Genomic DNA, 26732 nt, shown 5'->3' on the forward strand with positions numbered 1-26732 from the left:
GCGCTGGCGGCTATCGCGCGCAACCCATCACCCTGCGGCGCCGGGTTGCTTCAAATCAATGGCGCGGCTCGTCCACGCGTTCGTACGGCGTGTCGTCGTCTTCGTCGTCTTCATCGTCCTCTTCTTCCTCGTCCTCGCTCGGCTCCGGTTGCGGTTCTTCCGTCAGGGCGAAGGGCAGGACGTCTTCCAGGTTGTCGGACCAGGCGGATTCTTCGCCGTCGTGGTCCAGTTTGATGAAGCGCTCGCCTTCATTCATGGAGATCTGGACGGCCCAGAGGTAGAGGCAATCGTAGGTGTCGTCGTCGGCATGGGGCAGGCCGCCGCGGTTGCCCAGGATGCGGGCGCCGGGGCCGCCGAGCTGGACGTGCGTCTGGTCTTCTTCGGTCTGGGCGTTTTCGTCCAGCGGCACGCCGTAGGTGACCCATTCGGTGCCTTCGTCACCCAGGATCACTTCAGCCAGCACGGGCTTGCCCAGGTAGGCGCTGAGCGCGTCGGCGGTCTTGGCCAGCATGTCCAGTTCGGATGCGCTGAAGTGGGTCACGGAAGCGGGAGGGGTAGCAGAGGCGGACATGAAGGGGGTTCCTGGGCGCGATGAAGCCGCGACGGCACGGCAAGATACATGAGTCAGGCGTTATTGTCGCGCGATCGGCGTTGCAGTGCATCGGACGCTTGGATGACGACGCGCGCAACGCGTTCAGGCGGGGGCCGCGGCGCTGCGTTTGCGGGCGCTGTCGGGGGATTCGCCGGTCAGGCGCTGGAACATCGCGATGAAGGCGGACGGCGTGCTGTAGCCCAGTTCGCGGGCCACTGCCTGCACCGGGCGGCCGGCGTCCAGCATGCCCAGCGCCGAGACCACGCGCAGGCGCTGGCGCCATTCGTTGAACGACATGCCCAGGTGCTGCTGGCAATGGCGCAGCAGCGTGCGCTCGGTGATGCCCGCGCTGGCGGCCCAGTACGCGGCGCCGTGCTTGTCGCCCGGGCTGCGCTGCAGGGCAGACAGAATGGGGGCCAGCACCGGATCGGTGCTTGAAGGCAGATAGCTGGCATAGGCGCGGGCCTGGCGGAGCTGGTCGATGACGATCTGCGCCATGCGCCGGTCTTCCGGCGTAGCCGGATAGCGGATGCCGCGCCGTTCGAAGTCGGCCAGGACCGCGCGCGTGACGGCGCTGATCTCCAGCGTGCAAGGCGTATCCGGCAGGCCGGCGCAGGCCTCGGCCGGGATGTCGATGCAGGCGTAATGCACTTCGCCTTCGTTCTGGCAGCAGTGCTCAACGTGCGGGGGTATCCAGATGGCGTACTGCGGGGGCGACAGGTAAGTGACGCCGTTGATGCCGATTTCCATGATGCCCGACAGCGCGAAATTCAATTCCGCCCACGGCGAGCTGTGGCGCTGCATGCTGGAGTGCGGCGTGAAGTGCAGGATGCGGCAGGCCAGCGGATAGGGCAGGTGACCGGCCAGGACGGGGGCGGTATCAGCAAGTTCCATGTCGGAAGTTCGTGCGAATTTGTCTGTTTTTCATTATATACGCCGTCTCGGACAGGACCTACACTGGCCGCCTATCCTTATCGGCAAGACTCGTCCATGACGCGCGACACCCCCCACATTCCCGCCCGCTACCTGCTGTTCCCCTTGCTGGCGGCCCTGATCTGGTCGGTCAACATGATCGTGACCAAGATGGCCGCCGACGTGATTTCACCTGCCGTCATCGGCTTTTACCGCTGGGCGATCGCCGGCGCCCTGCTGACGCCGTTCGCCCTGCCGGGCGTGTGGGCGCAGCGCCGCCTGATCGTGCCGTACCTGCCCAAGTTCGCGGTGCTGGGCGGGCTCGGGATGGCGCTGTACCAGGGGCTGGCCTATGTGGCGGCCTCCAGCACCACGGCGACCAACATGGGCATCATCACGGCCATGATCCCGCTGCTGACCATCGCGGTGGGCGCAGTGGTGCTGCGCCAGCGTCCTACGCTGATGGCGATGCTGGGCGGCCTGGTGTCGTTGGCGGGGCTGGCGCTGCTGATCGGCGAAGGGGACCCGTCGCGCCTGCTGTCGGTGGGCGCGAACCCGGGCGACCTGCTGATGGGCCTGGCCGCGCTGGCCTATGCGCTGTACGGCGTGCTGCTGCGCCGCTGGGGCCTGCCGGTTGGGCCGTGGCAGTCGCTGTACGTGCAGGTGGCTTTCGGCGTGCTGTTCCAGCTGCCGGCGTTCCTGATGGCGGCGCCGTCCCCGCTGAACGCCGACAACGTGCCGCTGGTGCTGTACGCGGCGATCTTCCCGTCCCTGTTTGCGCCCTTCCTGTGGATGCAGGGCGTCAAGCACCTGGGCCCCAACCGGGCCAGCATCTTCCTGAACTTGATGCCGGTGGGCACCGTGGCGATCGCCGCGGTCTTCCTGGACGAAAAGCCTCACGTCTTCCATATCGTGGGCGGCGCGATGGCGCTGGCCGGCGTGATGCTGGCGCAAATGCGTACCCCCCGCCTGGGGCTGCGCGCAGGCAAAGCGGCGGGTTGAGCGCCTTCGGCGCCTCCTGACGCGCGCCTGTCAGGGTTCCGGCCTACAATCGACGGTTCATCAGCTTTCTTTCCCTATACGAGCCCATGGCCCAATACGTCTACACCATGAACCGCGTCGGCAAGATCGTGCCGCCCAAGCGGCAGATCCTGCGTGACATCTCGCTTTCGTTTTTTCCTGGCGCCAAGATCGGCGTGCTGGGCCTGAACGGCTCGGGCAAGTCGACGCTGCTGAAGATCATGGCTGGCGTCGATAAAGAGATCGAAGGCGAAGCCATCCCCATGCCGGGCCTGAACATCGGCTACCTGCCGCAGGAACCGCAACTGAACCCCGAGCACACGGTGCGCCAGTCGGTGGAAGAGGGCCTGGGCGCTGTCGTCTCGGCCAAGAAGCGCCTGGACGAGGTCTACGCCGCGTACGCCGAGCCGGACGCCGATTTCGACGCGCTGGCGGCCGAGCAGGCCGAACTGGAAGCCATCATCGCCGCCGCTGCCTCCAGCGGTTCGGACGATATCGAACACCAGATGGAAATCGCGGCCGACGCGCTGCGCCTGCCGCCCTGGGACGCCATCGTCGGCAACCTGTCCGGTGGTGAAAAGCGCCGCGTGGCCCTTTGCCGGCTGTTGCTGTCCAAGCCCGACATGCTGCTGCTGGACGAACCCACCAACCACTTGGACGCCGAAAGCGTGGAGTGGCTTGAGCAATTCCTGCACAAGTTCCCCGGCACCGTCGTCGCCGTGACCCACGATCGCTACTTCCTGGACAACGCCGCCGAGTGGATCCTGGAACTGGACCGCGGCTACGGCATCCCGTGGAAGGGCAACTACAGCTCGTGGCTGGAACAGAAGGAAGACCGCCTGAAGCAGGAAGAGTCTTCGGAATCCGCCCGCCAGAAGACCATCAAGAAGGAACTGGAGTGGGTGCGCCAGAACCCGAAGGGCCGCCAGGCCAAGGCCAAGGCGCGTCTGGCCCGCTTCGAAGAACTGTCGTCCTACGAATACCAGAAGCGCAATGAAACCCAGGAAATCTTCATTCCCGTGGGCGAGCGCCTGGGCAACGAGGCCATTGAATTCAACAATGTCAGCAAGGCCTATGGCGACCGCCTGCTGATCGACAACCTCAGCTTCAAGGTGCCGCCGGGCGCCATCGTCGGCATCATCGGCCCCAACGGCGCCGGTAAGTCGACGCTGTTCCGCATGATCGCGGGCCGCGAGCAGCCGGATTCGGGTGAAGTGAAAATCGGCCAGACCGTAAAGCTGGCTTATGTCGACCAGTCGCGCGATGCGCTGGAAGACAAGAAGACGGTGTTCGATGCGGTGGCCGACGGCGCCGACATCCTCACGGTGGGCAAGTTCGAAATGTCGTCGCGCGCCTATCTGGGCCGCTTCAACTTCAAGGGCGGCGACCAGAACAAGGTCGTGGGGCAGTTGTCCGGCGGTGAACGCGGCCGCCTGCACATGGCCAAGACGCTGATCGCCGGCGGCAACGTGCTGCTGCTTGACGAACCGTCCAACGACCTCGACGTGGAAACGCTGCGCGCGCTGGAAGACGCGCTGCTGGAGTTCCCCGGCAGCGTCATGGTCATCAGCCACGATCGCTGGTTCCTGGACCGCATCGCCACCCACATCCTGGCATTCGAAGGCGATTCGCAAGCGGTGTTCTTCGACGGCAACTACCAAGAGTACGAAGCCGACAAGAAGCGCCGTCTGGGCGAAGAGGGCGCCAAGCCCAAGCGCCTGCGCTACAAGGCGTTGAAGTAAGCCTTGGCCAGTAAAGCAGTCTGAGAAATCCCAGCCGACGCGCTGGGATTTTTTTCGCAGTAGTCGTGCGGGCGAGCCACGATGAGGCGCTGCATTTCCTCCACGCCGAAAGACTGTCTGGCAAAGGAATCGGCTATGTTGACCTGCACCTGCTTGCGTCCACGCAGCTGACGCCGGGGGCATCGCTATGGACCCGGGACAAGCGGTTGCGGGCCGTCGCCAGAGACCTGAACCTGTGCGCCGAGCCGCCGCTATATCATTGATGCTGCATCGGCAGGTTCTCAGGCCCGGCCGCTGAGTCGACTCGACACGCCATCCGCAGGATTTCCGGAGATATCCCATGCTGCTGCAAGCTTCCGATTCCACATTGCTCATCGTCGACATGCAGGGCCGGCTGATGCCGGTCATCCACAATGGCGATGCCGTGCTCAATACCGCGCACAAGCTCGCGCAGGCCGCGCGCCTGCTCGATGTGCCGGTGATCGCCACCGAGCATCACAGCAAGATGCTGGGCGTCACGGTAGAGCCCTTGCGCGATATCGTGCAGGCCACGTTCCAGAAGATGCACTTTTCGTCCGCACGCGAACCGGGTTTCGAGGCGTGGCTGCCGGCGGCGCGCAAGACGATCCTGGTGGCGGGGTGCGAGGCGCACATCTGCGTGCTGCAAACCGTGATCGGCCTGGCGGACATGGGCTACAAGGCCGTGCTGGTGTCCGATGCGGCGGGTTCGCGCAAGCCATCCGACCATCATGCGGCGCTGCGCCGCGCGCGCGCGCATGGCGCCGAAATCGTCACCTCCGAAATGGCGATTTTCGAATGGATGGAGACGTGCGAGCATCCACGCTTCCGTGACGTGTTACGTCTGGTCAAATAGCGGACGCGGCCTGCAACACTATCCCGGGGGCGCGCAAAGATTCACTCGCCGTTTGACACAATTCCTGGGTAAACCTAACAGCACCCGCGTCTTTATTTTGAGATCCTGAATGTTCTAAACCCAAAAGGGGACCGCGCGCTCGCGTCAGGTCCATGGTGCGGCCCCGGGGGACAAGAATAGGAGCCTCATCATGAAAATCGCATCTCTTTCCAAAATCTGTGTCGCACTGGCAATGACCGCCGCCATGGCTGGCTGCTCGTCCTGGGACAGCATGAGCCATCGTCAAAAGAGCACGGTCGGCGGCGCCGCATTGGGCGGTGTCGCAGGCGCTGTGATCACCAACGGCGGCGTCCTGGGTACGGTGGGTGGAGCGGCGATCGGTGGTGTGATCGGCGATCAGGTCGGCAAGCACTAAGCCCGCCGCGCCCAAAGCAAAACGCCTGGCATTGCCAGGCGTTTTTTTATCGGCGAGAGGGCACAAGGCCCGACACGCGCCGGATGGCCGGCGCGCGACGGCATTACGGCGCCTCGTTTTGCGGCATCTCGATCTTCACTTCCAACACTTCCAGCGTGTCCTGGCGTTCCAGGTGCACCTTGATGTCTTCGGGGTTGATCTTCACGTACTTTGAAATCACCGCGATAAGTTCCTGCTGCAACTGCGGCAGGTAGTCGGGCGAGTCGCCGCGGCCCCGCTCGTGGGCCAGGATGATCTGCAACCGTTCCTTGGCAACGGAGGCGGAAGATTTCTTTTGACCAAGCAGAAACGACAGGAAGGACATTGCTTACTTGCCTCCGAACAGGCGTTTCAGAAGACCGGGCTTTTCGTAATCGGTAAAGCGCAGGGCCTTGTCTTCGCCAAGGTAACGGGCCACGACGTCCTTGTAGGCTTCGGAGACGTCGGTATCTTTCAGGTGGATGGCCGGCAGGCCTTGGTTCGACGCTTGCAGCACCGCTTCCGATTCGGGGATGACGCCGATCAGCTTGATGCGCAGGATGTCTTCGATGTCGCCCAGCGACAGCATTTCGCCGTCGACGACGCGCTTGGGGTTGTAGCGCGTGAGCAGCAGGAATTCCTTGACCGGCTCGCCGCCGTCCACGGCCCGCTTGGACTTGGCGGCCAGGATGCCCAGGATGCGGTCGGAGTCGCGTACCGACGAGACTTCCGGGTTCGTCACGACCAACGCGTCGTCGGCGAAATAGGCTGCCATCAGCGCGCCCGTTTCGATGCCGGCGGGCGAATCGCAGACGATGTACTCGAAACCCATTTCCTTCAGGTCGTTGATGACCTTCTCCACGCCTTCCTGCGTCAGCGCGTCTTTGTCGCGCGTTTGCGAGGCGGGCAGGATGAACAGGTTTTCAAGCTGCTTGTCCTTGATCAGCGCCTGGTTGAGGGTGGCTTCGCCCTGGATCACATTGACGAAGTCGTACACCACGCGACGCTCGCAGCCCATGATGAGGTCGAGATTGCGCAGGCCGACATCGAAGTCGATGACAGCGGTCTTGTGGCCCCGCATCGCGAGGCCCGCGGAAAAACTGGCGCTCGTCGTGGTTTTACCCACGCCGCCTTTGCCGGAAGTCACCACAACAATGCGTGTCATGACGATCAAACCCTTATGTTCGAATAAATCGCGTTATCGTAAAGCAAAAAGCCCATGTAAGGCTTCTTACAGAATGTGTTGAGACGTTCGCGCGCGAGCGAAGAAAAGCGGTCAGGCTTTCAATGCTTCGATGCGCAGGGTGTCGCCGTCAAGGCGAACCAGGGCGGGCTGGTTTTGCAGCGTCCGGTCCAGTTTGTCTTCCACCACGCGGTACACGCCGGCCACGGCAAGCAGTTCCGCGTCCAGATGCGTTGTGAAGATGCGCGCCGACGTGTCGCCGCGCGCGCCGGCCATGGCCTTGCCGCGCAAAGGCCCGTAGACGTGCACGTTGCCGTCGGCGATGACTTCCGCGCCCTGGCTGACCATGCCGATGACGACCAGGTCCGTGTGCCGCGCGTAGACGCGCTGACCGGAGCGCAGGGGTTTGGTGATGACCAGCGCCGACGACGAATGCGGCGCAGCTTGCGTCGGGGCGGGCGCGGACGTGGTGCTGCTGGCCTCGCGCGCCGGCATGGGTTCAGCCGAGGCGGCGGCGGGCTTGTCCGTGGCGGGCGCCTCGGGGGCGGACGTATCGGTCGGAGCGGGGGCGGTCTCGACGGCGGCGGCCGGCACCGAGGGCACGGGCGTGGACACGTCGTTCGGCGGCGCGGTATCCACGACCGGGGCCGGGCGGGCGGCGGGGGTGGACAGTTCCACCGGCGTCAGGCCGGCTTCGCGCGCGGCTTTCAGGTTGGCGCCTTCGGCGACCACGCCGATCGGGGGCAGGTTATGGCTGCGCAACGCGGCCACCAGGGCCTTCCAATCGATCTTCTCTTCGACGCGGCTGGCGTCGATGACGACGGGTTCGTTCTCGAAGAAGCTGCCGGCGTCGGCCATGCGTTTGGTCAACGCGGCAACGAGGCGTTCGGGGTCTGCGCTGTGCAGAACCACCCGGATGGCATACAGGGTGGCGCTTTTGAAGTCCAGGGCTAGGGATTCAGTGTTCATCTTGATTGTGGCTGGCGGTCCGGGCGCCAGGAAACGGCGCGCACAACCGGCTGCGGGATGTCGGGGATGATAACCCGCCGGGGGGCGGGGTGCGCAGCCGGGAAGACGAAAGAAAAAGGCGCCCGAAGGCGCCTTTTCCCGTGATACGCACGCGTGCGGGTCAGCCTTGCACCCAGGAATCGCGCAGCGTCACGATGCGGTTGAGCACCGGGGCGGCTTCGGAGGATTCCTTCAGGTCGGCCGTGAAGTAGCCCAGGCGTTCGAACTGCCAGGTGGCGCCAGGGGTGGCGACGGTGCCGGGTTCCAGCCAGGCCGTGACGGTCTGCTTGGAGTTCGGGTTCAGGCAGGCCAGGAAGTCCTTGTCGCCGCCATCGGGGCGGGCGTCGGCGAACAGGCGGTCGTACAGGTGGATCTGGGCAGGCACCGCGTGGGCCGCGCTGACCCAGGTGATGTTGCCCTTGACCTTGACGCTGTCCGCGCCCGGCGTGCCGCTCTTGGTCTCCGGCAGGTACTCGGCCTGCACTTCGACGATGTCGCCGGCTTCGTTCTTGGTAAAGCCGGTGCAGCGCACGACGTACCCGTATTTCAGGCGCACGGTGTTGCCGGGGAACAGGCGGAAATACTTCTTCGGCGCTTCTTCGCGGAAGTCGTCACGCTCGATCCACAGTTCGCGCGACAGCGGGAACTCGCGCACGCCGGCTTCCGGATCGTGCGGGTTGCGCGGCGCGGTGCAGGTCTCGGTCTGGCCTTCCGGGTAGTTGGTGATGACCAGCTTGATCGGATCGAGCACGGCTACCGAGCGGGCGGCGATCGGATCCAGGTCGTCGCGCACGGCCTGTTCCAGCAGGCTGTAGTCGATCCGCGAATCAGACTTCGAGACGGCCGTGCGTTCGCAGAACAGGCGGATCGAGGCCGGCGTGTAGCCGCGGCGGCGCAGGCCGAAAATGGTGGGCATGCGCGGATCGTCCCAGCCGTCCACGTGGCCCTCTTGCACCAACTGCAGCAGCTTGCGCTTGCTGGTGACGACGTAGCTCACGTTCAGGCGGGCGAATTCATATTGGTGCGGCAGCGGCTGGGCCAGCTTGCCGAGTTCGGCCAGGCGGGTCAGGATCCAGTCGTAGAACGGCCGCTGGTCTTCGAATTCCAGCGTGCAGACGCTGTGCGTGATGCCTTCCAGCGCGTCTTCCACCGGGTGGGCCCAGCTGTACATCGGGTAGATGCACCATTGGTTGCCCGTGCGGTGATGGGTGGCATGGCGCACGCGGTACATGACCGGGTCGCGCAGGTTGATGTTGGGCGACGCCATGTTGATCTTGGCGCGCAGCACCAGGCTGCCGTCGGGATGCTTGCCGTCGCGCATTTCGCGCAGCAGCGCGACCGACTCCGCGGCCGGGCGGTTGCGCCAGGGCGAGTCGGTGCCGGGTTCGGTCAGCGTGCCGCGGTTGGCGCGGATGGCCTCGGGGCTTTGCTCGTCGACGTAGGCGTGGCCGGCTTCGACCAGCGCCTCGGCGAATTCATACATGTAGCCGAAGTAGTCGCTGGCGAAATACAGGTTTTCCTGGCCGTCTTCGGCCTTCCAGTCAAAGCCCAGCCAGCGGACGGCTTCGATGATGGCGTCGACGTACTCCTGGTCTTCCTTTTCGGGATTGGTGTCGTCAAAGCGCAGGTGGCAGACACCGCCGAAATCGCGCGCCAGCCCGAAGTTCACGCAAATGCTCTTGGCGTGGCCAAGGTGCAGGTAGCCGTTGGGCTCCGGCGGGAAGCGCGTGCGGATGCGGGCCGGATCCGGATCCCCCTGTTGCTGCACAGCGGCCGGGCCAGGCTTGCCCGCCCAACGTTTGCCCTGGAAGCGGTTGGCTTCGAGGTCGTCCTGGACGATGTTGAGCAGGAAATTGGATGCAGCAGGGGTCGGCGTCGTGGCGGAGGTCATTCTTGAAAGAATAGGAAAAAGCGGCGACAAAGCGTCAATTTTGCCACGTTCCGCCGCGAGGGCCTTTTCGGACCCGGTGCAACCGGTTTCAAACTGCCCCCATTGTCTTGTAACTGGCTCTACACTACGGGCCATTATGGATATATCCACCCTTTCCCTGGCCCGTGCGCAGTTCGTGGCCAGCCTGAGTTTTCTGGCGCTGTTCCTGGCGATTTCCCTGGCGCTTGCCTGGGTCTTGCTGTTTTTCAAGGTGCGCGCCCGGTGGTCGGGCCGGGGCGGCTGGACGGCCGCCTACCGCTTCTGGGTGCGCATCTTTGCGCTGGCCTTCGTGCTGACCCTGGCGGCCAGCGTGCCGGTGCTGATCCAGATCGGCAGCCTGTGGGCGGGCCTGATGGACAAGATCGGCAATGTGGCCGGCCCCTTGCTGGGCTACGGCATCCTGTCCGTCTTCATCCTGAAGTCGTGTTTCCTGGGCGTCATGCTGTTCGGCCAGCGCCGCGTGTCCGATGGCGCGCACACCCTGGCGGTGCTGATGGTGGCCGTGGGCCAGCTGGTGGCGGTGTTCTGGGTGCTGGCGCTGCAATCGTGGATGCAGACGCCGGACGGCGCGATCCTCGTCGATGGCCGTTACCAGGTCTATGACTGGGCCGCCGTGGTGCTGAACCCTTCGGTCGGCTGGCGCATGGCGGTGGTCGTCGTCGGTGCGGCATTGGCCGCCGCGTTCCTGATGATGGGCGTGACGGCCTTGCAGGCGCTGCGCCGCCCGCTGGGCGACGGCGAGCGCAATGCGTTCAAGACCGGGCTGGTGGTCGCGGTGGTCGCGGCCTTCCTGCAGGTGCCGGTGGCCACGGGCGCGGGCCAGATGGTCGCCAAGCTGCAGCCCGCCAAGGCCGCGGCGGCGGCCGGCTTCTGGGAAAGCGGCGCGGAACCCCAGCTGGTGCTGTTCGGCTGGCCGGACGCGCGCGCGCACGTCAACGTGTCGGACGTGACCATCCGCAATGCCGGCGGCATGTGGCTGCACCGCAATGCGGACGGCACCTATCAGGGCCTGGACAAATATTCCGGCATGCTGCCGCCGGTGGCGCTGACCTTCTGGTCGTTGCGCGTGGCGGTGGGATTGGGCCTGCTGATGCTGGCCGTAGCCTGTGTCACCTTCGTGTGGACCTTCCGCCGCGGGCTGGACCCCTCGACCCTGCCGGTCTGGTGGCAGCGCGTGCTGTGCGGCATGATGTTTTCCGGCGGGATCGCGGTGGTGGCCGGGTGGTGGGTGTCCATCATCGGCCTGCAGCCTTTCGTCGTCAACGGCACCATCACGCAATCCGAGGTGCTGGGCCAGACGGCGTCCAGCACCGTCCTTTACGGGCTGATGGGCTACGGCCTGCTGTATGCCTTGCTGCTGTCCGCATTCGCCGCCATGCTGTTCCACGCGGCGCGCTATGGCGTGGTGCCGGTGCGCAAACTCGGCGGAGGATCGCCATGATCGCCATGCTGGCCGCTTCGCAGGGGCTGAGCCCCGAAGACCCTTCCTTCTGGATGCCGCTGGCCTTCATGGGGCTGCTGTTCGTGGTGATTGCCGCGGGCATGGTGCTGGACGGCTTCGACCTGGGCGTGGGCATCCTGCTGCAATTGGCGCCCGAGCACGAGCGCGGCCGCATGATGTCGCTCTTGAGCCCCTGGCGCGACGCCAATGAATTCTGGCTGCTGCTGGGCATGGGCCTGTTCGCGTCGGCATTCCCGTTCGCGTGGGGCGCCGTGCTGGGCAAGCTCTACGGGCCCCTGACTTTCATGGTGCTGGGCGTGATGCTGCGCAGCGTGTCGTTCGAATTCCGCATCCGCGCGCGCAACGAAATGAAGCCGCGCTGGATATTCGGCTTCTGGGCCGGCTCGATCATCACGGCGTTCGGCCAGGGCATGCTGCTGGGCCGGATCGCCACTGGGTACCAGTCCGACGCCGGCTACGGCTGGTTCGCGATGTTCGTGGGCCTGTGCGCCGTGGCGGCCTATGTGCTGCTTGGCGCGTCCTGGCTGGTCATGCGGGTGGACGGCGATCTGCAGCGCCGCGCCGCCGGCTGGGCCCGCCACGCCATCCGCTGGACCGCAGTGGGCATGGTCGCGATCGCGGTGACGCTGGGGCTGGCCAATGCGGGCATCTTCTACAAGTGGAGCAACATCGCCCATCTGAGCCTGGCCGCCACGGTCTGGGTGATGATGCTGGCGGGCTACGTGGCGGCCGAGATGCTGCTGGCGCGTCTGCCCGGCCGCGCGGACCGCTTCAGCTGGCTGCCCTTCGTGCTGTGCGTGGCGCTGTTCCTGCTGATGCTGAGCGGCTTGGCGTACAGCCTGTTCCCCTACCTGATCCTGGACGACATGACCCTGTGGGATGGCGCGGGCGCGTTGAGTTCGATGCGCCTGGTCATGGCGGGCGCGGTCGTGGGGATACCCGTGGTGCTGGTGTTCAACATCCTGGCGTACCGGTCGGTCTTCGGGAAAGAGCGGGCGCCGGTGCCGCTGTTGCCGCCGCCGTCTTACTGACGGCGGCAGCGGGCCGGGCGCCTACAGCACCGGCTTGGCCACGCGCTGCAGGATCTCTTCGCCGTAGGCTTCGAGCTTGCGTGCGCCCACGCCGCTGATGTGGCTCAGCGCATCCATCGAGTCGGGCTGGGCCAGGGCGATTTCGCGCAGCGTCGCGTCATGGAAGATGACGTAAGCCGGCACGCCATGGCTCTTGGCCACTTCGCCGCGCCAGGCGCGCAGCGCCTCGAACACGGGTTGCAGTTCGGCCGGCAGGTCGATGGCGGCGGCCTTGGGGCGGCCGTTGCCGGTCTTGCCCGAGCGGGTCTTCTTTTCGGATTCGCGCCGCAGCATCAACTGGCGCTCGCCCTTGAGCACCGCGCGGCTGCCTTCGGTCAGCGCCAGCGTGCCGAACCCTTCGTTGTCCACCGTCAATAGGCCCTGCGCCAGCAGCTGGCGCAGCACGCCGCGCCAGGCGGTGTCGCTCAGGTCTTCGCCCACGCCGAACACGCTTAGCGTTTCATGGCCATGCTGCTTGGTGCGGTCGGTGACCTTGCCGCGCAGGATGTCGATGATGTGGCCCGCGCCGTAGCGTTGGCCGCGTTCTTTCCACAGGCGGTAGACGGCCGACAGCACCTTCTGCGCGGCGACCGTGCCGTCCCAGGCCTGGGGCGGTTCCAGGCAGACGTCGCAGTTGCCGCAGGCCGTGATCTGCTGGCCGAAATACGCCAGCAGCCGCACGCGGCGGCATTCCACGGTTTCGCACAGCCCCAGCATGGCATCCAGTTGCTGGCCCAGCCGGCGGCGGTAGGACTCGTCGCCGGGGGATTCGTCGATCATGCGGCGCTGCTGCACCACGTCTTGCAGGCCGTAGGCCAGCCAGGCGGTGGCGGGCAGCCCGTCGCGGCCGGCTCGGCCGGTTTCCTGGTAGTAGCCTTCGACGGATTTGGGCAGGTCGATGTGGGCGACGAATCGCACATCGGGCTTGTCGATGCCCATGCCGAAAGCGATGGTGGCAACCATGACCACGCCGTCTTCGCGCAGGAACCGGGCCTGGTTGGCGGCGCGCACCTGCGGGCTGAGCCCGGCGTGGTAGGGCATGGCGTCGATGCCCTGATTGCACAGGAATTCGGCGGTTTCCTCCACGCGCGCCCGCGACAGGCCGTACACCACGCCGGACTCGCCGTCGTGTTCCGTGCGGATCATGTCCAGCAGCTGCTTGCGCACTTCGTTCTTTTCGATGATGCGGTAGCGGATGTTGGGGCGGTCGAAGCTCGAGACGAAGTGGCGGGCGTCGTCCAGCGACAGGCGCTGGGCGATTTCGGTGCGCGTGTCGGCGGTGGCGGTGGCGGTGAGCGCGATGCGCGGCACGTCCGGCCAGCGCTCGTGCAGCATCGACAGGCCCAGGTATTCCGGCCGGAAGTCGTGGCCCCATTGGGACACGCAGTGCGCCTCGTCGATGGCGAACAGCGCGATGCGGCCGCGCTCCAGCAACTGCAGGCAGCGGTCGGTCAGCAGGCGTTCGGGGGCGACGTACAGCAAGTCCAGCTCGCCGGCCAGGAACGCCTGTTCGACGTCGCGCGCCACCCGCCATTCCTGCGTGGAATTCAGGAACGCGGCGCGCACGCCCAGTTCGGTCAGAGCGTCGACCTGGTCCTGCATCAGCGCGATCAGCGGCGACACGACGATGCCGGTGCCTTCGCGGACCAGCGAGGGAATCTGGTAACAGAGCGATTTCCCGCCGCCGGTGGGCATGAGGACCAGCGCGTCGCCACCGTCGATCACCTGTTCGACAATGGCTTGCTGGTCGCCGCGGAAGGATTCGTAACCGAAAACGCGCTGCAACACGCCGAGGGCGCGCGCGTCAGACATGGGGGTAGGCCGGAAGCATCATGGCAGGGATTTTAAGCCGCAATTCCGGACGGCCCCTTTTACCGGGATATTTCCGTCCGTCTCGCGGTCCGGCTACCAGCTCAGCCAGGTGCCGCGCATGAAGGTGTCGACCGGCATGCTCAGGTTGGCCCGCCACTCGTAGTTGCCCGAAATGATGTCGCGGTCGGCGCCCACCGCCAGCCTCACCTTGGGGGCGACGAACATGCTGTGGGTCAGGCCTACCCGCTGTTCGGCCAGTGTCGACCCCTCGTGCAGGCCGGAATAGGTGCCGCTGATCGTGCCCCAGCCCGTGATGGGCACGCCCGCAGACAGGGTGTTGCGCGATTGCGGGGCCGAGGCCACGCCGCCCGAGTAGTTGGACAGGTCGCCGAAGCCGGCGCCGATCTGTTCGTTGGTGTAACCCAGGTTCACCGCATCGGCCACGTCCACGCTGTAGCCGAAGCGGTAGCGCCAGGCGTTGGACGCGTCGAACGAGCTTTGGGTGGCTCCGGCCTGGAACGTGCCGTATTCACCGGCGGCATAGGTGGTGCCCATGCCGCGGGTGGTCAAGGACGGCGCGCTCTGCATCTGGCCTTCCAGCGTCAGGGCGGGGGTCAGCCCGTAGCGCACGCTGCCGGAGCCGACCGACGCCCCGTAGTCCACCGCGCCCGAACTGGCGGCCGGATCCATCCGGTTCAGCTTGCCCAGCGAAGAGGAATAGCCAAAGCTGCCTTCGGGCACGGTGGCGGAAGAACCGGCCCAGTTGGCGATCTGCAGGCCCCCGACGGGCGCGCTGCTGCCCCAGGCGGGGGCGTTGGCGTTGATGTTGCCCACGGTGACCGAGGGCCCCGCGGTGTTGCGGTAGACCCAGTTGCGATCGCCGCCATAGCGCAGGCCGTCCTGGCCGCTGACCGAGGCGAACCAGGGCCGGGTCGGGCGCGAGACGCCCGAGATCACCACGACCGGCACGCGGGGCAGGTCGCCGTCTTCCAAGGCGAAGGAGTAATCCGGCGTGCTTTCCTCAGCCGGGGCCGCGGCCTGTTCGCAGCCCAGCGGGGGCGTATCCGCCGCGCCGGACAATGAGGATCCGATCCCGGGAATCAGTTCCGCGCCGCTGTCTTCCACGCCTTGCACGCTGGTGTCCATGGCCGGTTCCGCCACTTGCAGGTCGCAGGGGGACGGATCCAGCGGCACCGCCCGCGAATCCATGGACGGCGCCGGGCGCACGGGGATCGGCTGTACGGGGGACAGAACCCCGATGCCGCGCGCCATGCGTACCGGCGCCCCCCCGGAAGGCGGGGCAGCGAAATCAGGGGACGCAATCGGGGTGTCGCCAAACGCGGAAGCCAGGGGGCAGGACAAGCCCGCCGCCAGCGCCGCGTGCAACAGCCGTCTGCGCCAGAGTGTAGGGGCGACCATACGGACCAGTGTAGAGAGGGGATGCCGCCGTAGCTGTAAACGATTTTTAGTAAACCGGACGAGCGGCAAGACCAGCCCGGTTATTTTAGGGCCAGTCCAGGCCGGCACGGGCAGTTCAGGCAAAGCGCGGGAAAACATGGCGTACATCGTGCAACAGGTGTATTTCAGTTGATTTCCTGCCTCTTGCGGCCGGACGCGGCGCGCCTCACTATGGCATCCATGGACAATCCCCACACCAAGCTGCTGGTCGTTGACGACGACCCGGCGTTACGACAACTGCTGGCCGACTACCTGAACCGGCACGGCTACGACACCCTGCTTGCGCCGGACGCCACTGACCTGTCGTCCCGCATCACCCGCTACGCGCCCGACCTGCTCGTGCTGGACCGCATGCTGCCCGGCGGCGACGGCGCGGACGCCTGCCGCCGCCTGCGTGAGCAAGGCGAAGACATCCCGGTCATCCTCCTGACCGCCCGCGACGAAGCGGTGGACCGCATCATCGGCCTGGAAGCCGGGGCGGACGACTACGTGGGCAAGCCCTTCGATCCGCGCGAACTGCTGGCCCGCATCGAGGCCGTGCTGCGCCGCAAGCGCGGACCGTCCGCGCTGACCAAGGATGCGCCGGTCACGTTCGGCCCCTTCCTGTTCGACCCGTCCTCGCGCCAGTTGTCGCGCGAAGGCACCGTGGTGAAGCTGACCGGCGGCGAAATCAACCTGCTTGAAGCCCTGGTGCGCAACGCGGGCAAGCCCTTGTCGCGAGAGCGCCTGTTGGCGTTGGCGCGCGACGACGACGCCGGCGAACGCAATGACCGCGCCATCGACATCGCCATCCTGCGCCTGCGCCGCGTGATCGAAGACGATCCCAAGCAGCCGCGCTGGATCCAGACCGTCTGGGGCATCGGCTACCGGTTTTCTCCCTGATGCGCTTTTCCCCCGGTTTCCTGGTGCCGCGTTCGCTGCGGGCGCGCCTGATTCTGCTGATCCTGGGCTCGGTGCTGCTGACGCAGGCGGCCACGCTGGTGACGGTGTCCTATTTCCGGCACAAGTTCCTGGAAGACGTGGCCATCGGCTACATCGTCACCACGATCCGCACCCTGCGCGCCGCCGTGTCCGAGGTGCCCGCCGAAGACCGCGCCGAATTCGTGCGCACCGCCTCGCAGAACCAATGGCGGCTGTGGTCGCGCGTGCTGCCGGCCGAAGCCAAGCTGCAGCGCTTCAATGGCCGCCGCCCGCCGCCGCCGCCGCGGGCCGCGCCGCGTCCCCCTCCACCGCAGTCCTCGGCTGCCCAGCCGGGCGATACGCCACGTCCGCCCCCGCCGCCGGAAGTGCGGGGCGACGACCATGACGCCGATGGCGATCGGGGCGGTGACAGGGCCGATGCACGCGACGCCGCCGACCGCGAACGGGCTCGCGAAGAGCACATGCGCCGCTACAAGCCCGAGCCGGACGACATCCGCCGCGATTTGCGCGTGCTGGTGCAACTGTTGAACGAACGCCTGAACGACGGCACCCGCGTGGCGCTTTCGCGCGGCCCGGCCCCGGAAATCTTCATTTCGCTCGCGCCCAATTCCGCCAGCGAGGATGTGCCGCGCCTGCGCGAATGGCTGGTCATCCCGCTGGACCGCCTGGATCCGCCCGTGGCGACGCCGTTCATCGCGGCCTGGCTGGGCGGCCTGGGCCTGTTGCTGCTGCTGGCGGTGGGCTTCTCGTGGCACATCACGCGGCCCATCACCCGGCTGGCCGACGCCGCCGACCGGCTGGCCGCGGGCCAACCCCAACGCGTGGAGCCTTCGGGGCCGCACGAAACCCGGGCGCTCGGCGTGCGCTTCAACGCGATGCTGGACGCGCTGGCCGAATCCGACTCGGTGCGCCGCACCTTGCTGTCGGGCCTGCCGCACGACCTGAAAGGGCCGTTGTCGCGGATGTGGCTGCGCATCGAACTGGCTGACGATTCCAAGCTGAAGGAAGGCTTGCGCACCGATCTGCAGGACATGCAGCACATGGTCGACCAGTTCATCGGTTTCGTGCGCGGCACCGACCCCGCGGCCTATCGCTACGCGCCGATCGTGCTGTCCGACTGGCTGACCGAACGCGTCGGCGCCTGGCAAGGCGCCGGCACGGACATCCACCTGCAGGCCGTCGACGATGAGGCGCCGCTGGTGGTGCAGGCCGACGCCGTGGCGCTGGGCCGCCTGCTGGACAACCTGATCGGCAACGCCCTCAACCACGGCGCGCCGCCGGTGGAGGTCAGCCTGCGCCGGGAAGCGCGCCAAGCGGTGCTGGACGTCGCCGACCATGGCCCCGGTATCGTGCCCGAACGCCGCCAGGAGGCGCTGCGCCCGTTCAGCCGGCTGGACGATGCGCGCACGCGCACGGGCAGCGTGGGCCTGGGCCTGGCGCTGGCCGAGGCGATTGCCCGTGCCCACGGGGGCTCGCTGGAATTGCGGCAGGCCGACGCCGGCGGCCTGTGCGTGCGGGTCAAGCTGCCGCTGTCCGAAGCCGCGTAGGGAGGCGGGGCCCGTTGTGGCCCCACCTCGGCGGCCCCACCTCGGCGGCCCCGCCATACGGTACGATGCATCCTGCTTCGTCCCTTGTCGTATCCGCACCATGGCCATTCAGTCCGATTCCCTTTCCTCCCGTCCCGACGCCCCCCGTATCGTGGCGCCGCAGCCGGTGTCGCCCAACGAGGAATCGATCGAGCGCGCCTTGCGGCCCAAGGCGCTGCAGGAATACGTCGGCCAGCAGCGCGCCCGCGAACAGCTCGAGATCTTCATCGCCGCCGCCAGAAAGCGCGGCGAGGCGCTGGACCACGTGTTGCTGTTCGGCCCGCCGGGCCTGGGCAAGACCACGCTGGCCCACATCATCGCGCACGAAATGGGCGTGCAGTTGCGCCAGACGTCCGGCCCGGTGCTGGAGCGCCCGGGCGACCTGGCCGCGTTGCTGACCAACCTGGAAAAGAACGACGTCCTGTTCATCGACGAAATCCATCGCTTGTCGCCCGTGGTCGAGGAAATCCTCTATCCGGCGCTGGAGGATTTCCAGATCGACATCCTGATCGGCGAAGGCCCGGCCGCGCGCAGCGTGAAACTGGACCTGCAGCCGTTCACGCTGGTGGGCGCCACCACGCGGGCGGGCATGCTGACCAACCCGCTGCGCGACCGCTTCGGCATCGTCTCGCGGCTGGAGTTCTATAACGCGGCCGACCTTGGCCACATCGTGACGCGCAGCGCCGGCCTGCTCAACGCGGGCATCACGCCGGACGGCGCGGCTGAGGTGGCGCGCCGCGCCCGCGGCACGCCCCGGATCGCCAACCGCCTCTTGCGCCGCGTGCGCGACTACGCCGAGGTCAAGGCCAGCGGCACGATCGACGCCGACGTCGCCGGCCGCGCGCTGGCCATGCTGGAGGTGGACCCCCAGGGCCTGGACCTGATGGACCGCAAGCTGCTGGAAGCCATCATCCACAAGTTCGACGGCGGGCCCGTGGGCGTGGACAGCCTGGCGGCCGCGATCGGCGAAGAGCGCGACACCATCGAAGACGTGATCGAGCCCTACCTGATCCAGCACGGCTACCTGCAACGTACGCCGCGGGGCCGCACCGCCACGCTGACGACCTGGCGCCATCTGGGCCTGACCCCGCCCACCGGCGTCAGCGCCGGCGGCGATCTGTTCGGCAAGTAGGCGCGGGCGGCGCGCAAACCGCGCGACAGGTTTATGATCCGGGGGTTTCGACATTCCTGCGATCAAAGGACCGGATTCCCATGCTGCCCGAATTGCCTACCTATGATGATGTCGTGCGCGCCAGCGAGCGCCTGGCCGGCAACGCACACCGCACGCCCGTCTTGACCTCGGCCACGGCCGACGCCATCAGCGGCGCGTCGGTCTTCTTCAAGTGCGAGAATTTCCAGCGCATGGGCGCCTTCAAGTTTCGCGGCGGCTACAACGCCATCGCGCGCCTGACGCCCGAGCAACGCGCCGCCGGCGTGGTCACGTTCTCGTCGGGCAACCATGCGCAGGCCATTGCGCTGGCGTCCAGGCTGCAAGGCGTATCCGCCACGATCATCATGCCGCTGGACGCGCCGGCGGCCAAGCGCGCCGCCACCGAAGGCTACGGCGGCAAGATCGTCACGTACGACCGCTACACCGAAGACCGCGAGCAGATCGCCCAGCGCATCCAGGCCGAGACCGGCGCCACGCTGATTCCGCCCTACGACCACGAAGACGTGATCACGGGGCAGGGCACCGCGGCCAAGGAACTGTTCGAGGAAGTCGGCGAACTGGACTACCTGTTCGTCTGCCTGGGCGGCGGCGGCCTGCTGTCGGGCTCCGCCTTGTCCGCGTTCGCGCTCAGCCCGCGTTGCCTGGTCTACGGCGTCGAGCCCGAAGCGGGCAACGATGGCCAGCAGTCTTTGCGCAAAGGCGAAATCGTCCGAATCCCGGCTCCCAAGACCTTGGCCGACGGCGCCGCCACGACGCACCTGGGCAACCTGACCTTCCCGCTCATCCAGAAGCATGTGCGCGACATCGTCACGGTGACGGATGCCCAACTGGTCACGACCATGAAATTCTTCGCCGAACGCATGAAGATGGTGGTGGAACCCACGGGCTGCCTGGGCGCGGCGGCCGTCATGCAGAACGTGGTGCCGGTGCGCGGGGCGCGAGTCGGCGTCATCATCAGCGGCGGCAACGTCGATCTTCCGGCCTACGCCCGATTGCTGGCTTCCTGATCCCTATCGGCGGTTCGCATGCCGGACCGCCGATGCGTGCTTGCGGTTGCCGCCCGCGCAAGGCAGAATCGGGACTCGATCCTGACAAACAGGAGGCTGCGGCATGCGTATCCTTATCATTGGTGGCACCGGTTTCATCGGCCGTCACCTGATTGCCCGGCTGTCCGGCGGCTTGCACCAGATGATTGTGCCTACGCGCCTTCTGGCGCGGGGCAGCGAACTGCAAGTCTTTCCCACCGTCACGCTGGTCCAGGCCGACATCCACGATGACGCGGCGCTGGATGGCCTGATCCGTGGCTGCGACGTGGTCGTGAACCTGGTGGGCATCCTGCATGGCAACCTTGGCAAGCCGTACGGGTCGGACTTCGCGCGGGCGCACGTGCTATTGCCCCAGCGCATCGCGCAGGCCTGCCGGCGCCAGGGCGTCCATCGCTTGCTGCACGTCAGCGCGCTTGGCGCCGATTCCCAGGGCGACAGCATGTACCAGCGCTCCAAGGGCGACGGCGAGGCCGCCATCAAGCACGAATTCCAGACCGCCTCCGAAGGCGGCTGGACGATTTTCCGTCCGTCCGTCTTATTCGGGCCGGACGACAAGTTCACGAATATGTTCGCCACGCTGGCGCGGTGGCTGCCCGTGCTGCCGCTGGCGGGGGCGCACGTGCGCATGCAGCCGGTCTATGTCGGCGATGTGGTCGAAGCCATGATGTCCGCCCTGGGCGACACGCACACCTGTGGCAAGACCTATGAACTGGGCGGGCCGCAGGTCTACACGCTGGGCGAGATCGCGCGGCTGTGCGCCGCCTGGAGCGGCCATCCACGGCCCGTGATCAGCATGCCGATGGGCGTGGGCCGCATCCAGGCCCGCCTGTTCGAATGCCTGCCGGGCAAGCCGCTGATGTCGCGCGACAACCTGGATTCCCTGCGCCGCGACAATGTCTGCGCGGGGCCGATCGCGCCGGAACTGCACGTGGTGCCGACGGGCCTGGAGGCCGTCGCGCCCCGCTACCTGTGATCAGCGCGCCAGCGCCTTCAACGCCTGCTTGATCCCGTCCGACACGCCGACGCCTTCGGGCAGCGTCTTCAGCGCCGACAGCGATTCCTTCTCCGAATAGCCCAGCGCCAGCAGCGCGTTCAGGATGTCCGACTGGTGGTCCGGCGTCGCATGCGAGGATGCGCCGATGTCCGCGCCCAGCTTGCCGCGCATTTCCAGCAGCAGGCGTTCGGCGGTCTTCTTGCCGATGCCCGGCACGCGCGTCAGGCGGCCCGATTCCTGCAAGGTGATGGCCTGGGCCAGATCCGCCACCGACATGCCCGACAGCACCGACAGCGCCGTGCGCGCGCCGATGCCGCTGACCTTGATCAGTTCGCGAAAGGCGCTGCGTTCGCTGGCCGTGCCGAAGCCATACAGGATGTGCGCGTCTTCGCGCACCGTCAGGTGCGTGTACAGCGTGACGCGCGCGCCGGTTTCCGGTAGCGCGTACAGCGTGCTCATGGACACGTCGATGTCATAGCCCAGTCCGCCCACGTCCACGCAGATGGTGGGGGGCAGCTTTTCGATCAGGGTTCCGGTGATGCGTCCGATCATGGTGATGAAGGCCTGGTAAAGGGGTAGGGCAGCAAAGGCGCGCGGAATGCGCGGCGAATGCGGGCATTCTATACGCGCAAGGGCGCGTTCAGCCGATCAGACGGCCATTGCGGATGCGCGTCTTGCCGCTCATGCGCAGCGACGTGCCCAGGCGTTCCAGCTTGTCCTGCAGCGGCCCGACGTGGGCGTGGCAGATGGCGCAAGCCAGCGCGTCGGCGGAGTCGGGGGCGGGCGTGCCGTCCAGCGCCAGCAGGTGCTGCACCATCATCTGCACCTGCTCCTTGGCGGCGCGTCCGGTGCCGACCACGGCTTTCTTGATCTGCAGCGCGGTGTACTCGTGCACGGCCAGCGAACTGTCGGCCAGCGCGCACAGCGCGGCGCCCCGCGCCTGCCCCAGCAGCAGGGTCGACGCGGGATTGGTGTTCATGAAGACGATTTCCAGCGCGGCGACATCGGGTTGCGTGTCGCGCGCCACCTGGCGCAGATTGTCCAGGATGACTTTCAGGCGTTCGGCCAGCGTCAGCGCCGGCGGGACCACGATGGTCCCGCTGGCCACGTACCGCAGCCGCGAGCCGTCGGCATCGATCACACCGAAACCGGTGCGGCGCAGGCCGGGATCGATGCCGAGGACGCGCATCAGTGGCGGAAGTGGCGGGTGCCGGTCAGCACCATGGCGATGCCGTGCTCGTCGGCCGCGGCAATGACTTCGTCGTCGCGCATGCTGCCGCCGGGCTGGATCACGCAGGTCGCGCCTGCCGCCACCACCACGTCCAGGCCGTCGCGGAACGGGAAGAACGCGTCCGACGCCACGGCCGAACCCTTCAGGGTCAGGCCGGCGTTTTCCGCCTTGATGGACGCGATGCGGGCCGAGTCGATGCGGCTCATCTGGCCGGCGCCCACGCCGAGCGTCATGCCGCCGCCCACGAAGACGATGGCGTTGGACTTGACGTACTTGGCGACCTTCCAGGCAAAGGCCAGGTCGTTCATTTCCTGTTCAGTGGGCTGGCGCTTGCTGACCACCTTGAGCGCATCGCGCGGCACGTTGTAGGCGTCCGGGCTTTGCACCAGCCAGCCGCCGCCCACGCGCTTGATGTCCATGGCGTTCTGGCCCACGCCCATCGGCACTTCCAGCACGCGCACGTTCTTCTTGGCGGCCAGGATGGCCAGCGCGGCGCCGTCATACGCCGGGGCCAGCAGCACTTCCAGGAACTGGGCGCTGACGGCTTCGGCCGTCGCGGCGTCCACCGGGCGGTTGAAGGCGATGATGCCGCCGAACGCGGAGGTCGGGTCGGTCTTGAACGCTTGCTGGTATGCGCCCAGCGTGTCGGCCGCCACGGCCACGCCGCAGGGGTTGGCATGCTTGACGATGACGCAGGCGGGCACGTCGAAGCTGCGCGCGCATTCCCACGCGGCGTCCGCGTCGGCGATGTTGTTATAGGACAGTTCCTTGCCCTGCAACTGGCGGTAGTTGCCCAACAGGCCGGCCGGACGCTGCGCGTCCACGTAGAAGGCGGCGGTCTGGTGCGGGTTCTCGCCGTAGCGCAGCGCCTGCTCCTGCTTGACCTGCAGGGTCAGCGTGCCGGGCCATTCGTTGCGGGCCGGGACCGCTTCCTGCGCCGGTTCGGCTTCGGTCAGGCTGGTCAGGTAGGCGGCGATGGCGCCGTCGTAGGCGGCGGTATGGGCGTAGACCTTCGAGGCCAGCGCCAGGCGCAGGCCGTACGAGGTGCTGCCACTCTTGTCCATTTCAGCCAGCACGCGCGAATAGTCGACCGGGTCGATCACGACCGTCACGCCGCCGGCTTCGGTGCCATGGTTCTTGGCGGCCGCGCGCAGCATGGCCGGGCCGCCGATGTCGATGTTCTCGACCGCGTCGGCGAACGTGCAGTCCGGCTTGGCGACGGTTTCACGGAAGGGGTACAGGTTGACCACCAGCATGTCGATGCGATCGATGCCCGCCGCCTTGATGGTGTCCATGTGCTCGGCGCTGTCGCGGCGCGCCAGCAGGCCGCCGTGGATCTTGGGGTGCAGCGTCTTGACGCGGCCATCCAGGATTTCCGGCGAACTTGTGTGGGCAGCCACTTCGGTGACGGTCAGGCCGGCGTCGGCCAGCAACTTGGCGGTGCCGCCAGTCGACAGCAGGCGCACGCCGCGCGCGGCCAGGGCGCGGGCAAATTCAACGATGCCGGTCTTGTCGGACACCGAAAGCAGGGCGGTTTCGATTTTCATGGTGGGGGACGGGAGTCGGGCGCAGCGCCTTTCTCGTTCAGGTCGGGATGGGAAATCGGGGAAGGGGCGGACGGCGCCCGACAGGGGCCGTCCACGCGGAAAAGCTATACCTGGATATTGTGCGCCAGCAACTTCTTGCGCAGGGTGTTGCGGGTGATGCCCAGCATTTCGGATGCCCGCGACTGGTTGCCGCCCGACCGCTCAAGCGCCACTTCAAGCACCGGGCGCTCCACACAGCGCATCACCATGTCCCACATATCGTGGGGCTCGGATTCACCCAAGTCTTCGAAATAGCGCTCCAGGCTGGCGCGCACGCATTCTTCCAGGACATCTTTCTTGCTCATTTGAGTACAGATATTTTTATGTTGGTGTTGAGGCGGTTATGCCGCCAGCAGGGCTTCTGCGACCGGCGCCGGATGGGGCTCGCCGTCGCGCGAGATGATGTCGAACCAATCAGACACCGCCCGCCACTGGTCGCGGGTGTTGTCGATCAGGTTCATGCGGGCACAGAACGAATCCGCGCCCGGCAGGCCGTCCAGATACCAGCCGATATGCTTGCGCGCCGTGCGTACGCCGGTGTGCTCGCCGTAGAACCGGTAATGGTCGTCGAGATGTTCGAGCAACAGCTCGCGCATTTCCCCATAGGAGGGAGGGGCCAGTGTTTCGCCCGTGCGCAGGTAGTGGTCGATTTCGCGGAAAATCCAGGGACGGCCCTGGGCCGCCCGGCCAATCATGACCGCGTCGGCGCCAGTGTAATCCAGGACGTGCCTGGCTTTTTCAGGCGAGTCGATATCCCCGTTTGCGATCACGGGAATCGTCAGCTCGGCCTTGACGGCGCGGATAGTGTCATATTCCGCCTCGCCCGTATAGAGGTCGGCGCGCGTGCGGCCATGCAAGGTCAGGGCCGCAATGCCGGCGTTTTCGGCCAGTTTCGCCACGCGCAAGGCGTTGCGGCTATCGCGGTCCCAGCCGGTCCGGGTCTTCAGCGTGACCGGCACGCCCAGCGGCGCGCACGCGGACACGACGGCGTCCAGGATGCGGACAATCAGGTCTTCATGGCGCAGCAGCGCTGAACCCGAGGCCACGTTGCAGACCTTTTTTACCGGGCATCCCATGTTGATGTCGATGATCCGGGCGCCCTTGCCGGCGTTGAAGACGGCCGCCTCGGCCATCATGGCCGGGTCGGCGCCCGCGATCTGGACGGAAATGGGGGCGATCTCGCCGTCGTGGTTCAGGCGGCGGGACGTCTTGACGCTATCCCACAACTTGGGGTTGCTGGCGGCCATTTCCGACACGGCATAGCCGGCCCCCAACTTCTTGCAAAGTTGCCGGAAAGGGCGGTCCGTCACGCCCGCCATGGGCGCGACAAGAACATTGTTGGGAAGGGTCCATTGGCCTATGCGCATGGTCACATTTTAACCGGCTCGATCGAACCCCCATTTTCAGCCGGCAACAGCTTGGTAACAAACGGGGGCGAAAGCAGTCGATTCCGCGCCCTGGGCGGGCGCGGAACGAGAGCGGGATCAGGCGCGGAAACCTTGCAGCAGATGTTGGGCCAGCGGCGCGCGCAAGGGGGAGGCCAGATCCATCCCCAGCAGGGCCAGGCCGCACGCATGCTCCACCGGCGCCAGGCCGGTGGCGAATACGCGGGGCATCAGGTCGGTCAGGCCGGCGGTGATGATGCGGTCGACCTGGCGCGCTTGCGCGAACTCGGCCAGCAGGGCAGTGGGGCTGGCCTCGGGACGGGCAAGCCAGCCGGCCAGCGTCTGGGCCAGGCGGGCGGCGTCGCGCAGCCCCAGGTTCAGGCCCTGGCCCGCGACGGGGTGCAGGGTCTGCGCGGCATTGCCGATGGCGGCCACGCGGCCTTGCACTTGCGCCCGGCGGGCGGCCAGCGACAGCGGAAAGACATGGCGCGGGGCCTGGCTGGACAGCCGGCCCAGGCGATCGCCGAAGGCGGCCGACAGCGCTTTCGAAAAAGCCGTGTTGTCCAGCGCGGCCAGTTCGGTGGCGCGATCGGGGGCGCTGCACCACACGACGGAATAGGCGTCCGGCGTCTGGGGGTGAGGCAGCAGGGCCAACGGCCCTTCGGCGGTGAAACGCTCCCAGGCCCAGCCGCGGCGCGGCAGGGATGCATGGGCGGTGGTCAGCACGGCATGCTGGCCGTAGTCGCGGCGCAGGTCGGTCGCGCCCGCGCCGTCGGACTGCACGGCGACCTGGCTAAGCAGCGTGTTCTCGCCCTGCACGATGCGCACGCCGTCCGCGTCCTGGCTGTCCACGCGCGCGGCCGGGCCCGACAGGACGGTGACGCCACAGGCGGCCACGCATTCGTCCAGCCGGGCGTGCAGCCCGGAATACGCGACGACGCTGCCCAGCTGCGGCACCCCGAAGTCGGTGTTCTGGATCACGGTGCGGCCCAGCCGTCCGCGCTGCGAGACATGGATGTTGCGGATGTCGGCCGACCGTTCGGGCCAGGCATGCAGCGATTCCAGCAGCACGCGGCTGCCATGGTTCATGGCCAGCACGCGGGGGTCGGCGACGGGTACGGCCGCGGCCGGTGCGACCGGGGCGGGCGCGGCGCCCGCGAGCAGGGCGATGCGTGCCGGGTCCGGCGCCACGCGCGCCAGCATCAGGGCCAGCACGCGGCCCACGGGGCCGGCGCCAAGAATCGCAATGTCGAAGGCGGATGCAGTCATGTCCGGATTTTAACCGTCCACTACAATCCGGGACAGCCGACGCGGCT

The 26732-nt window shown here is 67.0% G+C and carries 25 protein-coding genes; 11 read left to right on the forward strand and 14 right to left on the reverse strand.

The annotated features are described in order from the left end of the window. Nucleotides 1–55: 55 nt before the first annotated feature. On the reverse strand, nucleotides 56–571 hold the full coding sequence (locus ACO6D5_RS19025; protein WP_315846754.1) for a hypothetical protein: 516 nt from the start codon (nucleotides 569–571) through the stop codon (nucleotides 56–58). A 123-nt stretch (nucleotides 572–694) separates the two neighbouring features. Next, complete coding sequence (locus ACO6D5_RS19030; RefSeq protein WP_485826210.1) at nucleotides 695–1486, reverse strand: AraC family transcriptional regulator; 792 nt, start codon at nucleotides 1484–1486, stop codon at nucleotides 695–697. Between the two features lie 96 nt (nucleotides 1487–1582). On the opposite strand from ACO6D5_RS19030, the gene ACO6D5_RS19035 reads away from it, so the two are divergent. The 4 genes from ACO6D5_RS19035 to ACO6D5_RS19050 all read left to right on the forward strand — a co-directional run bounded on the left by ACO6D5_RS19035 (nucleotide 1583) and on the right by ACO6D5_RS19050 (nucleotide 5555). Continuing rightward, on the forward strand, nucleotides 1583–2506 hold the full coding sequence (locus ACO6D5_RS19035) for a DMT family transporter (protein WP_485826211.1): 924 nt from the start codon (nucleotides 1583–1585) through the stop codon (nucleotides 2504–2506). An 86-nt stretch (nucleotides 2507–2592) separates the two neighbouring features. Next, the gene (gene ettA / locus ACO6D5_RS19040) at nucleotides 2593–4266 is read left to right on the forward strand and encodes an energy-dependent translational throttle protein EttA (protein WP_088587740.1); all 1674 of its coding nucleotides are present in this window, start codon (nucleotides 2593–2595) and stop codon (nucleotides 4264–4266) included. Nucleotides 4267–4606: 340 nt separating this feature from the next. Beyond that, a complete protein-coding gene (locus ACO6D5_RS19045) occupies nucleotides 4607–5140 on the forward strand; it encodes an isochorismatase family protein (protein ID WP_485826212.1) in 534 nt (177 codons plus the stop codon). Between the two features lie 190 nt (nucleotides 5141–5330). Then, nucleotides 5331–5555, forward strand: coding sequence for a glycine zipper 2TM domain-containing protein (locus ACO6D5_RS19050; RefSeq protein WP_088587742.1), 225 nt, complete (start codon nucleotides 5331–5333; stop codon nucleotides 5553–5555). 103 nt (nucleotides 5556–5658) lie between these two features. On the opposite strand, the gene minE is transcribed toward ACO6D5_RS19050, so the two are convergent. The 4 genes from minE to ACO6D5_RS19070 all read right to left on the reverse strand — a co-directional run bounded on the left by minE (nucleotide 5659) and on the right by ACO6D5_RS19070 (nucleotide 9655). Next, complete coding sequence (gene minE, locus ACO6D5_RS19055) at nucleotides 5659–5919, reverse strand: cell division topological specificity factor MinE (RefSeq protein ID WP_006226437.1); 261 nt, start codon at nucleotides 5917–5919, stop codon at nucleotides 5659–5661. A gap of 3 nt (nucleotides 5920–5922) precedes the next feature. Beyond that, nucleotides 5923–6738 carry a septum site-determining protein MinD gene (minD, locus tag ACO6D5_RS19060; RefSeq protein WP_006226438.1) on the reverse strand — a complete coding sequence of 272 codons (816 nt, stop codon included), beginning with the start codon at nucleotides 6736–6738 and terminating at the stop codon, nucleotides 5923–5925. A 111-nt stretch (nucleotides 6739–6849) separates the two neighbouring features. Beyond that, complete coding sequence (gene minC, locus ACO6D5_RS19065; protein ID WP_315846759.1) at nucleotides 6850–7725, reverse strand: septum site-determining protein MinC; 876 nt, start codon at nucleotides 7723–7725, stop codon at nucleotides 6850–6852. A gap of 160 nt (nucleotides 7726–7885) precedes the next feature. Then, entirely contained in the window at nucleotides 7886–9655 is a 1770-nt protein-coding gene (locus ACO6D5_RS19070; protein WP_315846760.1) for a glutamine--tRNA ligase/YqeY domain fusion protein, read from the reverse strand. Nucleotides 9656–9791: 136 nt separating this feature from the next. On the opposite strand from ACO6D5_RS19070, the gene ACO6D5_RS19075 reads away from it, so the two are divergent. Together ACO6D5_RS19075 and ACO6D5_RS19080 are read left to right on the forward strand one after the other, a co-directional pair. Next, nucleotides 9792–11135: a cytochrome ubiquinol oxidase subunit I gene (locus ACO6D5_RS19075; RefSeq protein ID WP_485826213.1), complete on the forward strand. Its 1344-nt coding sequence runs from the start codon at nucleotides 9792–9794 to the stop codon at nucleotides 11133–11135. After that, complete coding sequence (locus ACO6D5_RS19080; RefSeq protein ID WP_315846762.1) at nucleotides 11132–12187, forward strand: cytochrome d ubiquinol oxidase subunit II; 1056 nt, start codon at nucleotides 11132–11134, stop codon at nucleotides 12185–12187. The genes ACO6D5_RS19075 and ACO6D5_RS19080 overlap by 4 nt, the downstream gene beginning before the upstream one ends. Nucleotides 12188–12208: 21 nt before the next feature. Here the strand turns inward: ACO6D5_RS19080 and recQ are convergent, their stop codons facing one another. After that, nucleotides 12209–14038, reverse strand: coding sequence for a DNA helicase RecQ (gene recQ, locus ACO6D5_RS19085; RefSeq protein WP_315846763.1), 1830 nt, complete (start codon nucleotides 14036–14038; stop codon nucleotides 12209–12211). Between the two features lie 93 nt (nucleotides 14039–14131). After that, nucleotides 14132–15424: a fimbrial protein gene (locus ACO6D5_RS19090; RefSeq protein WP_485826214.1), complete on the reverse strand. Its 1293-nt coding sequence runs from the start codon at nucleotides 15422–15424 to the stop codon at nucleotides 14132–14134. 252 nt (nucleotides 15425–15676) lie between these two features. Here ACO6D5_RS19090 and ACO6D5_RS19095 point away from each other — a divergent pair, with 252 nt between their 5' ends. From ACO6D5_RS19095 to ACO6D5_RS19115, 5 genes are all read left to right on the forward strand, one after another. Next, a complete protein-coding gene (locus tag ACO6D5_RS19095; RefSeq protein ID WP_006226445.1) occupies nucleotides 15677–16378 on the forward strand; it encodes a response regulator in 702 nt (233 codons plus the stop codon). Further along, complete coding sequence (locus ACO6D5_RS19100) at nucleotides 16378–17964, forward strand: ATP-binding protein (RefSeq protein ID WP_315846765.1); 1587 nt, start codon at nucleotides 16378–16380, stop codon at nucleotides 17962–17964. Before ACO6D5_RS19095 ends, ACO6D5_RS19100 begins: the two co-directional genes overlap by 1 nt. Before the next feature lie 100 nt (nucleotides 17965–18064). Next, nucleotides 18065–19135 carry a Holliday junction branch migration DNA helicase RuvB gene (gene ruvB / locus ACO6D5_RS19105; RefSeq protein WP_315846766.1) on the forward strand — a complete coding sequence of 357 codons (1071 nt, stop codon included), beginning with the start codon at nucleotides 18065–18067 and terminating at the stop codon, nucleotides 19133–19135. Between the two features lie 80 nt (nucleotides 19136–19215). Then, nucleotides 19216–20181 carry a threo-3-hydroxy-L-aspartate ammonia-lyase gene (locus ACO6D5_RS19110; RefSeq protein WP_315846767.1) on the forward strand — a complete coding sequence of 322 codons (966 nt, stop codon included), beginning with the start codon at nucleotides 19216–19218 and terminating at the stop codon, nucleotides 20179–20181. A gap of 103 nt (nucleotides 20182–20284) precedes the next feature. After that, complete coding sequence (locus ACO6D5_RS19115; protein WP_485826215.1) at nucleotides 20285–21193, forward strand: complex I NDUFA9 subunit family protein; 909 nt, start codon at nucleotides 20285–20287, stop codon at nucleotides 21191–21193. Here ACO6D5_RS19115 and ruvA read toward each other — a convergent pair whose 3' ends face one another. The 6 genes from ruvA to ACO6D5_RS19145 form a co-directional block, all read right to left on the reverse strand. Continuing rightward, nucleotides 21194–21766, reverse strand: coding sequence for a Holliday junction branch migration protein RuvA (gene ruvA / locus ACO6D5_RS19120; protein ID WP_006226450.1), 573 nt, complete (start codon nucleotides 21764–21766; stop codon nucleotides 21194–21196). An 88-nt stretch (nucleotides 21767–21854) separates the two neighbouring features. Further along, entirely contained in the window at nucleotides 21855–22403 is a 549-nt protein-coding gene (ruvC, locus tag ACO6D5_RS19125; protein ID WP_175177940.1) for a crossover junction endodeoxyribonuclease RuvC, read from the reverse strand. After that, nucleotides 22403–23992 (reverse strand): bifunctional phosphoribosylaminoimidazolecarboxamide formyltransferase/IMP cyclohydrolase, encoded by a 1590-nt coding sequence (gene purH, locus ACO6D5_RS19130; protein ID WP_485826216.1) that lies wholly within the window; start codon nucleotides 23990–23992, stop codon nucleotides 22403–22405. The genes ruvC and purH overlap by 1 nt, the downstream gene beginning before the upstream one ends. Nucleotides 23993–24096: 104 nt before the next feature. Beyond that, nucleotides 24097–24336: a helix-turn-helix domain-containing protein gene (locus tag ACO6D5_RS19135; protein WP_006217670.1), complete on the reverse strand. Its 240-nt coding sequence runs from the start codon at nucleotides 24334–24336 to the stop codon at nucleotides 24097–24099. A gap of 36 nt (nucleotides 24337–24372) precedes the next feature. Beyond that, entirely contained in the window at nucleotides 24373–25398 is a 1026-nt protein-coding gene (dusB, locus tag ACO6D5_RS19140; protein WP_035213781.1) for a tRNA dihydrouridine synthase DusB, read from the reverse strand. 117 nt (nucleotides 25399–25515) lie between these two features. Then, nucleotides 25516–26685 carry a UbiH/UbiF/VisC/COQ6 family ubiquinone biosynthesis hydroxylase gene (locus ACO6D5_RS19145; protein ID WP_485826217.1) on the reverse strand — a complete coding sequence of 390 codons (1170 nt, stop codon included), beginning with the start codon at nucleotides 26683–26685 and terminating at the stop codon, nucleotides 25516–25518. Nucleotides 26686–26732 lie beyond the last annotated feature (47 nt).

Source organism: Achromobacter sp. (assembly GCF_057314935.1).

Excerpts from the sequence above, each read along its gene's own strand:
- ACO6D5_RS19045 (WP_485826212.1), top strand. The coding sequence starts at position 4,607 with ATGCTGCTGCAAGCTTCCGATTCCACATTGCTCATCGTCGACATGCAG.
- ruvB (WP_315846766.1), top strand. The coding sequence starts at position 18,065 with ATGGCCATTCAGTCCGATTCCCTTTCCTCCCGTCCCGACGCCCCCCGT.
- dusB (WP_035213781.1), bottom strand. The coding sequence starts at position 25,398 with ATGCGCATAGGCCAATGGACCCTTCCCAACAATGTTCTTGTCGCGCCC.
- ACO6D5_RS19070 (WP_315846760.1), bottom strand. The coding sequence starts at position 9,655 with ATGACCTCCGCCACGACGCCGACCCCTGCTGCATCCAATTTCCTGCTC.
- ACO6D5_RS19035 (WP_485826211.1), top strand. The coding sequence starts at position 1,583 with ATGACGCGCGACACCCCCCACATTCCCGCCCGCTACCTGCTGTTCCCC.
- ettA (WP_088587740.1), top strand. The coding sequence starts at position 2,593 with ATGGCCCAATACGTCTACACCATGAACCGCGTCGGCAAGATCGTGCCG.
- recQ (WP_315846763.1), bottom strand. The coding sequence starts at position 14,038 with ATGTCTGACGCGCGCGCCCTCGGCGTGTTGCAGCGCGTTTTCGGTTAC.
- purH (WP_485826216.1), bottom strand. The coding sequence starts at position 23,992 with ATGAAAATCGAAACCGCCCTGCTTTCGGTGTCCGACAAGACCGGCATC.
- minE (WP_006226437.1), bottom strand. The coding sequence starts at position 5,919 with ATGTCCTTCCTGTCGTTTCTGCTTGGTCAAAAGAAATCTTCCGCCTCC.
- ACO6D5_RS19135 (WP_006217670.1), bottom strand. The coding sequence starts at position 24,336 with ATGAGCAAGAAAGATGTCCTGGAAGAATGCGTGCGCGCCAGCCTGGAG.
- ACO6D5_RS19075 (WP_485826213.1), top strand. The coding sequence starts at position 9,792 with ATGGATATATCCACCCTTTCCCTGGCCCGTGCGCAGTTCGTGGCCAGC.
- ruvA (WP_006226450.1), bottom strand. The coding sequence starts at position 21,766 with ATGATCGGACGCATCACCGGAACCCTGATCGAAAAGCTGCCCCCCACC.
- ACO6D5_RS19100 (WP_315846765.1), top strand. The coding sequence starts at position 16,378 with ATGCGCTTTTCCCCCGGTTTCCTGGTGCCGCGTTCGCTGCGGGCGCGC.
- ACO6D5_RS19050 (WP_088587742.1), top strand. The coding sequence starts at position 5,331 with ATGAAAATCGCATCTCTTTCCAAAATCTGTGTCGCACTGGCAATGACC.
- ACO6D5_RS19145 (WP_485826217.1), bottom strand. The coding sequence starts at position 26,685 with ATGACTGCATCCGCCTTCGACATTGCGATTCTTGGCGCCGGCCCCGTG.
- ruvC (WP_175177940.1), bottom strand. The coding sequence starts at position 22,403 with ATGCGCGTCCTCGGCATCGATCCCGGCCTGCGCCGCACCGGTTTCGGT.
- ACO6D5_RS19115 (WP_485826215.1), top strand. The coding sequence starts at position 20,285 with ATGCGTATCCTTATCATTGGTGGCACCGGTTTCATCGGCCGTCACCTG.
- ACO6D5_RS19080 (WP_315846762.1), top strand. The coding sequence starts at position 11,132 with ATGATCGCCATGCTGGCCGCTTCGCAGGGGCTGAGCCCCGAAGACCCT.
- ACO6D5_RS19095 (WP_006226445.1), top strand. The coding sequence starts at position 15,677 with ATGGACAATCCCCACACCAAGCTGCTGGTCGTTGACGACGACCCGGCG.
- minD (WP_006226438.1), bottom strand. The coding sequence starts at position 6,738 with ATGACACGCATTGTTGTGGTGACTTCCGGCAAAGGCGGCGTGGGTAAA.
- ACO6D5_RS19025 (WP_315846754.1), bottom strand. The coding sequence starts at position 571 with ATGTCCGCCTCTGCTACCCCTCCCGCTTCCGTGACCCACTTCAGCGCA.
- ACO6D5_RS19030 (WP_485826210.1), bottom strand. The coding sequence starts at position 1,486 with ATGGAACTTGCTGATACCGCCCCCGTCCTGGCCGGTCACCTGCCCTAT.
- ACO6D5_RS19110 (WP_315846767.1), top strand. The coding sequence starts at position 19,216 with ATGCTGCCCGAATTGCCTACCTATGATGATGTCGTGCGCGCCAGCGAG.
- minC (WP_315846759.1), bottom strand. The coding sequence starts at position 7,725 with ATGAACACTGAATCCCTAGCCCTGGACTTCAAAAGCGCCACCCTGTAT.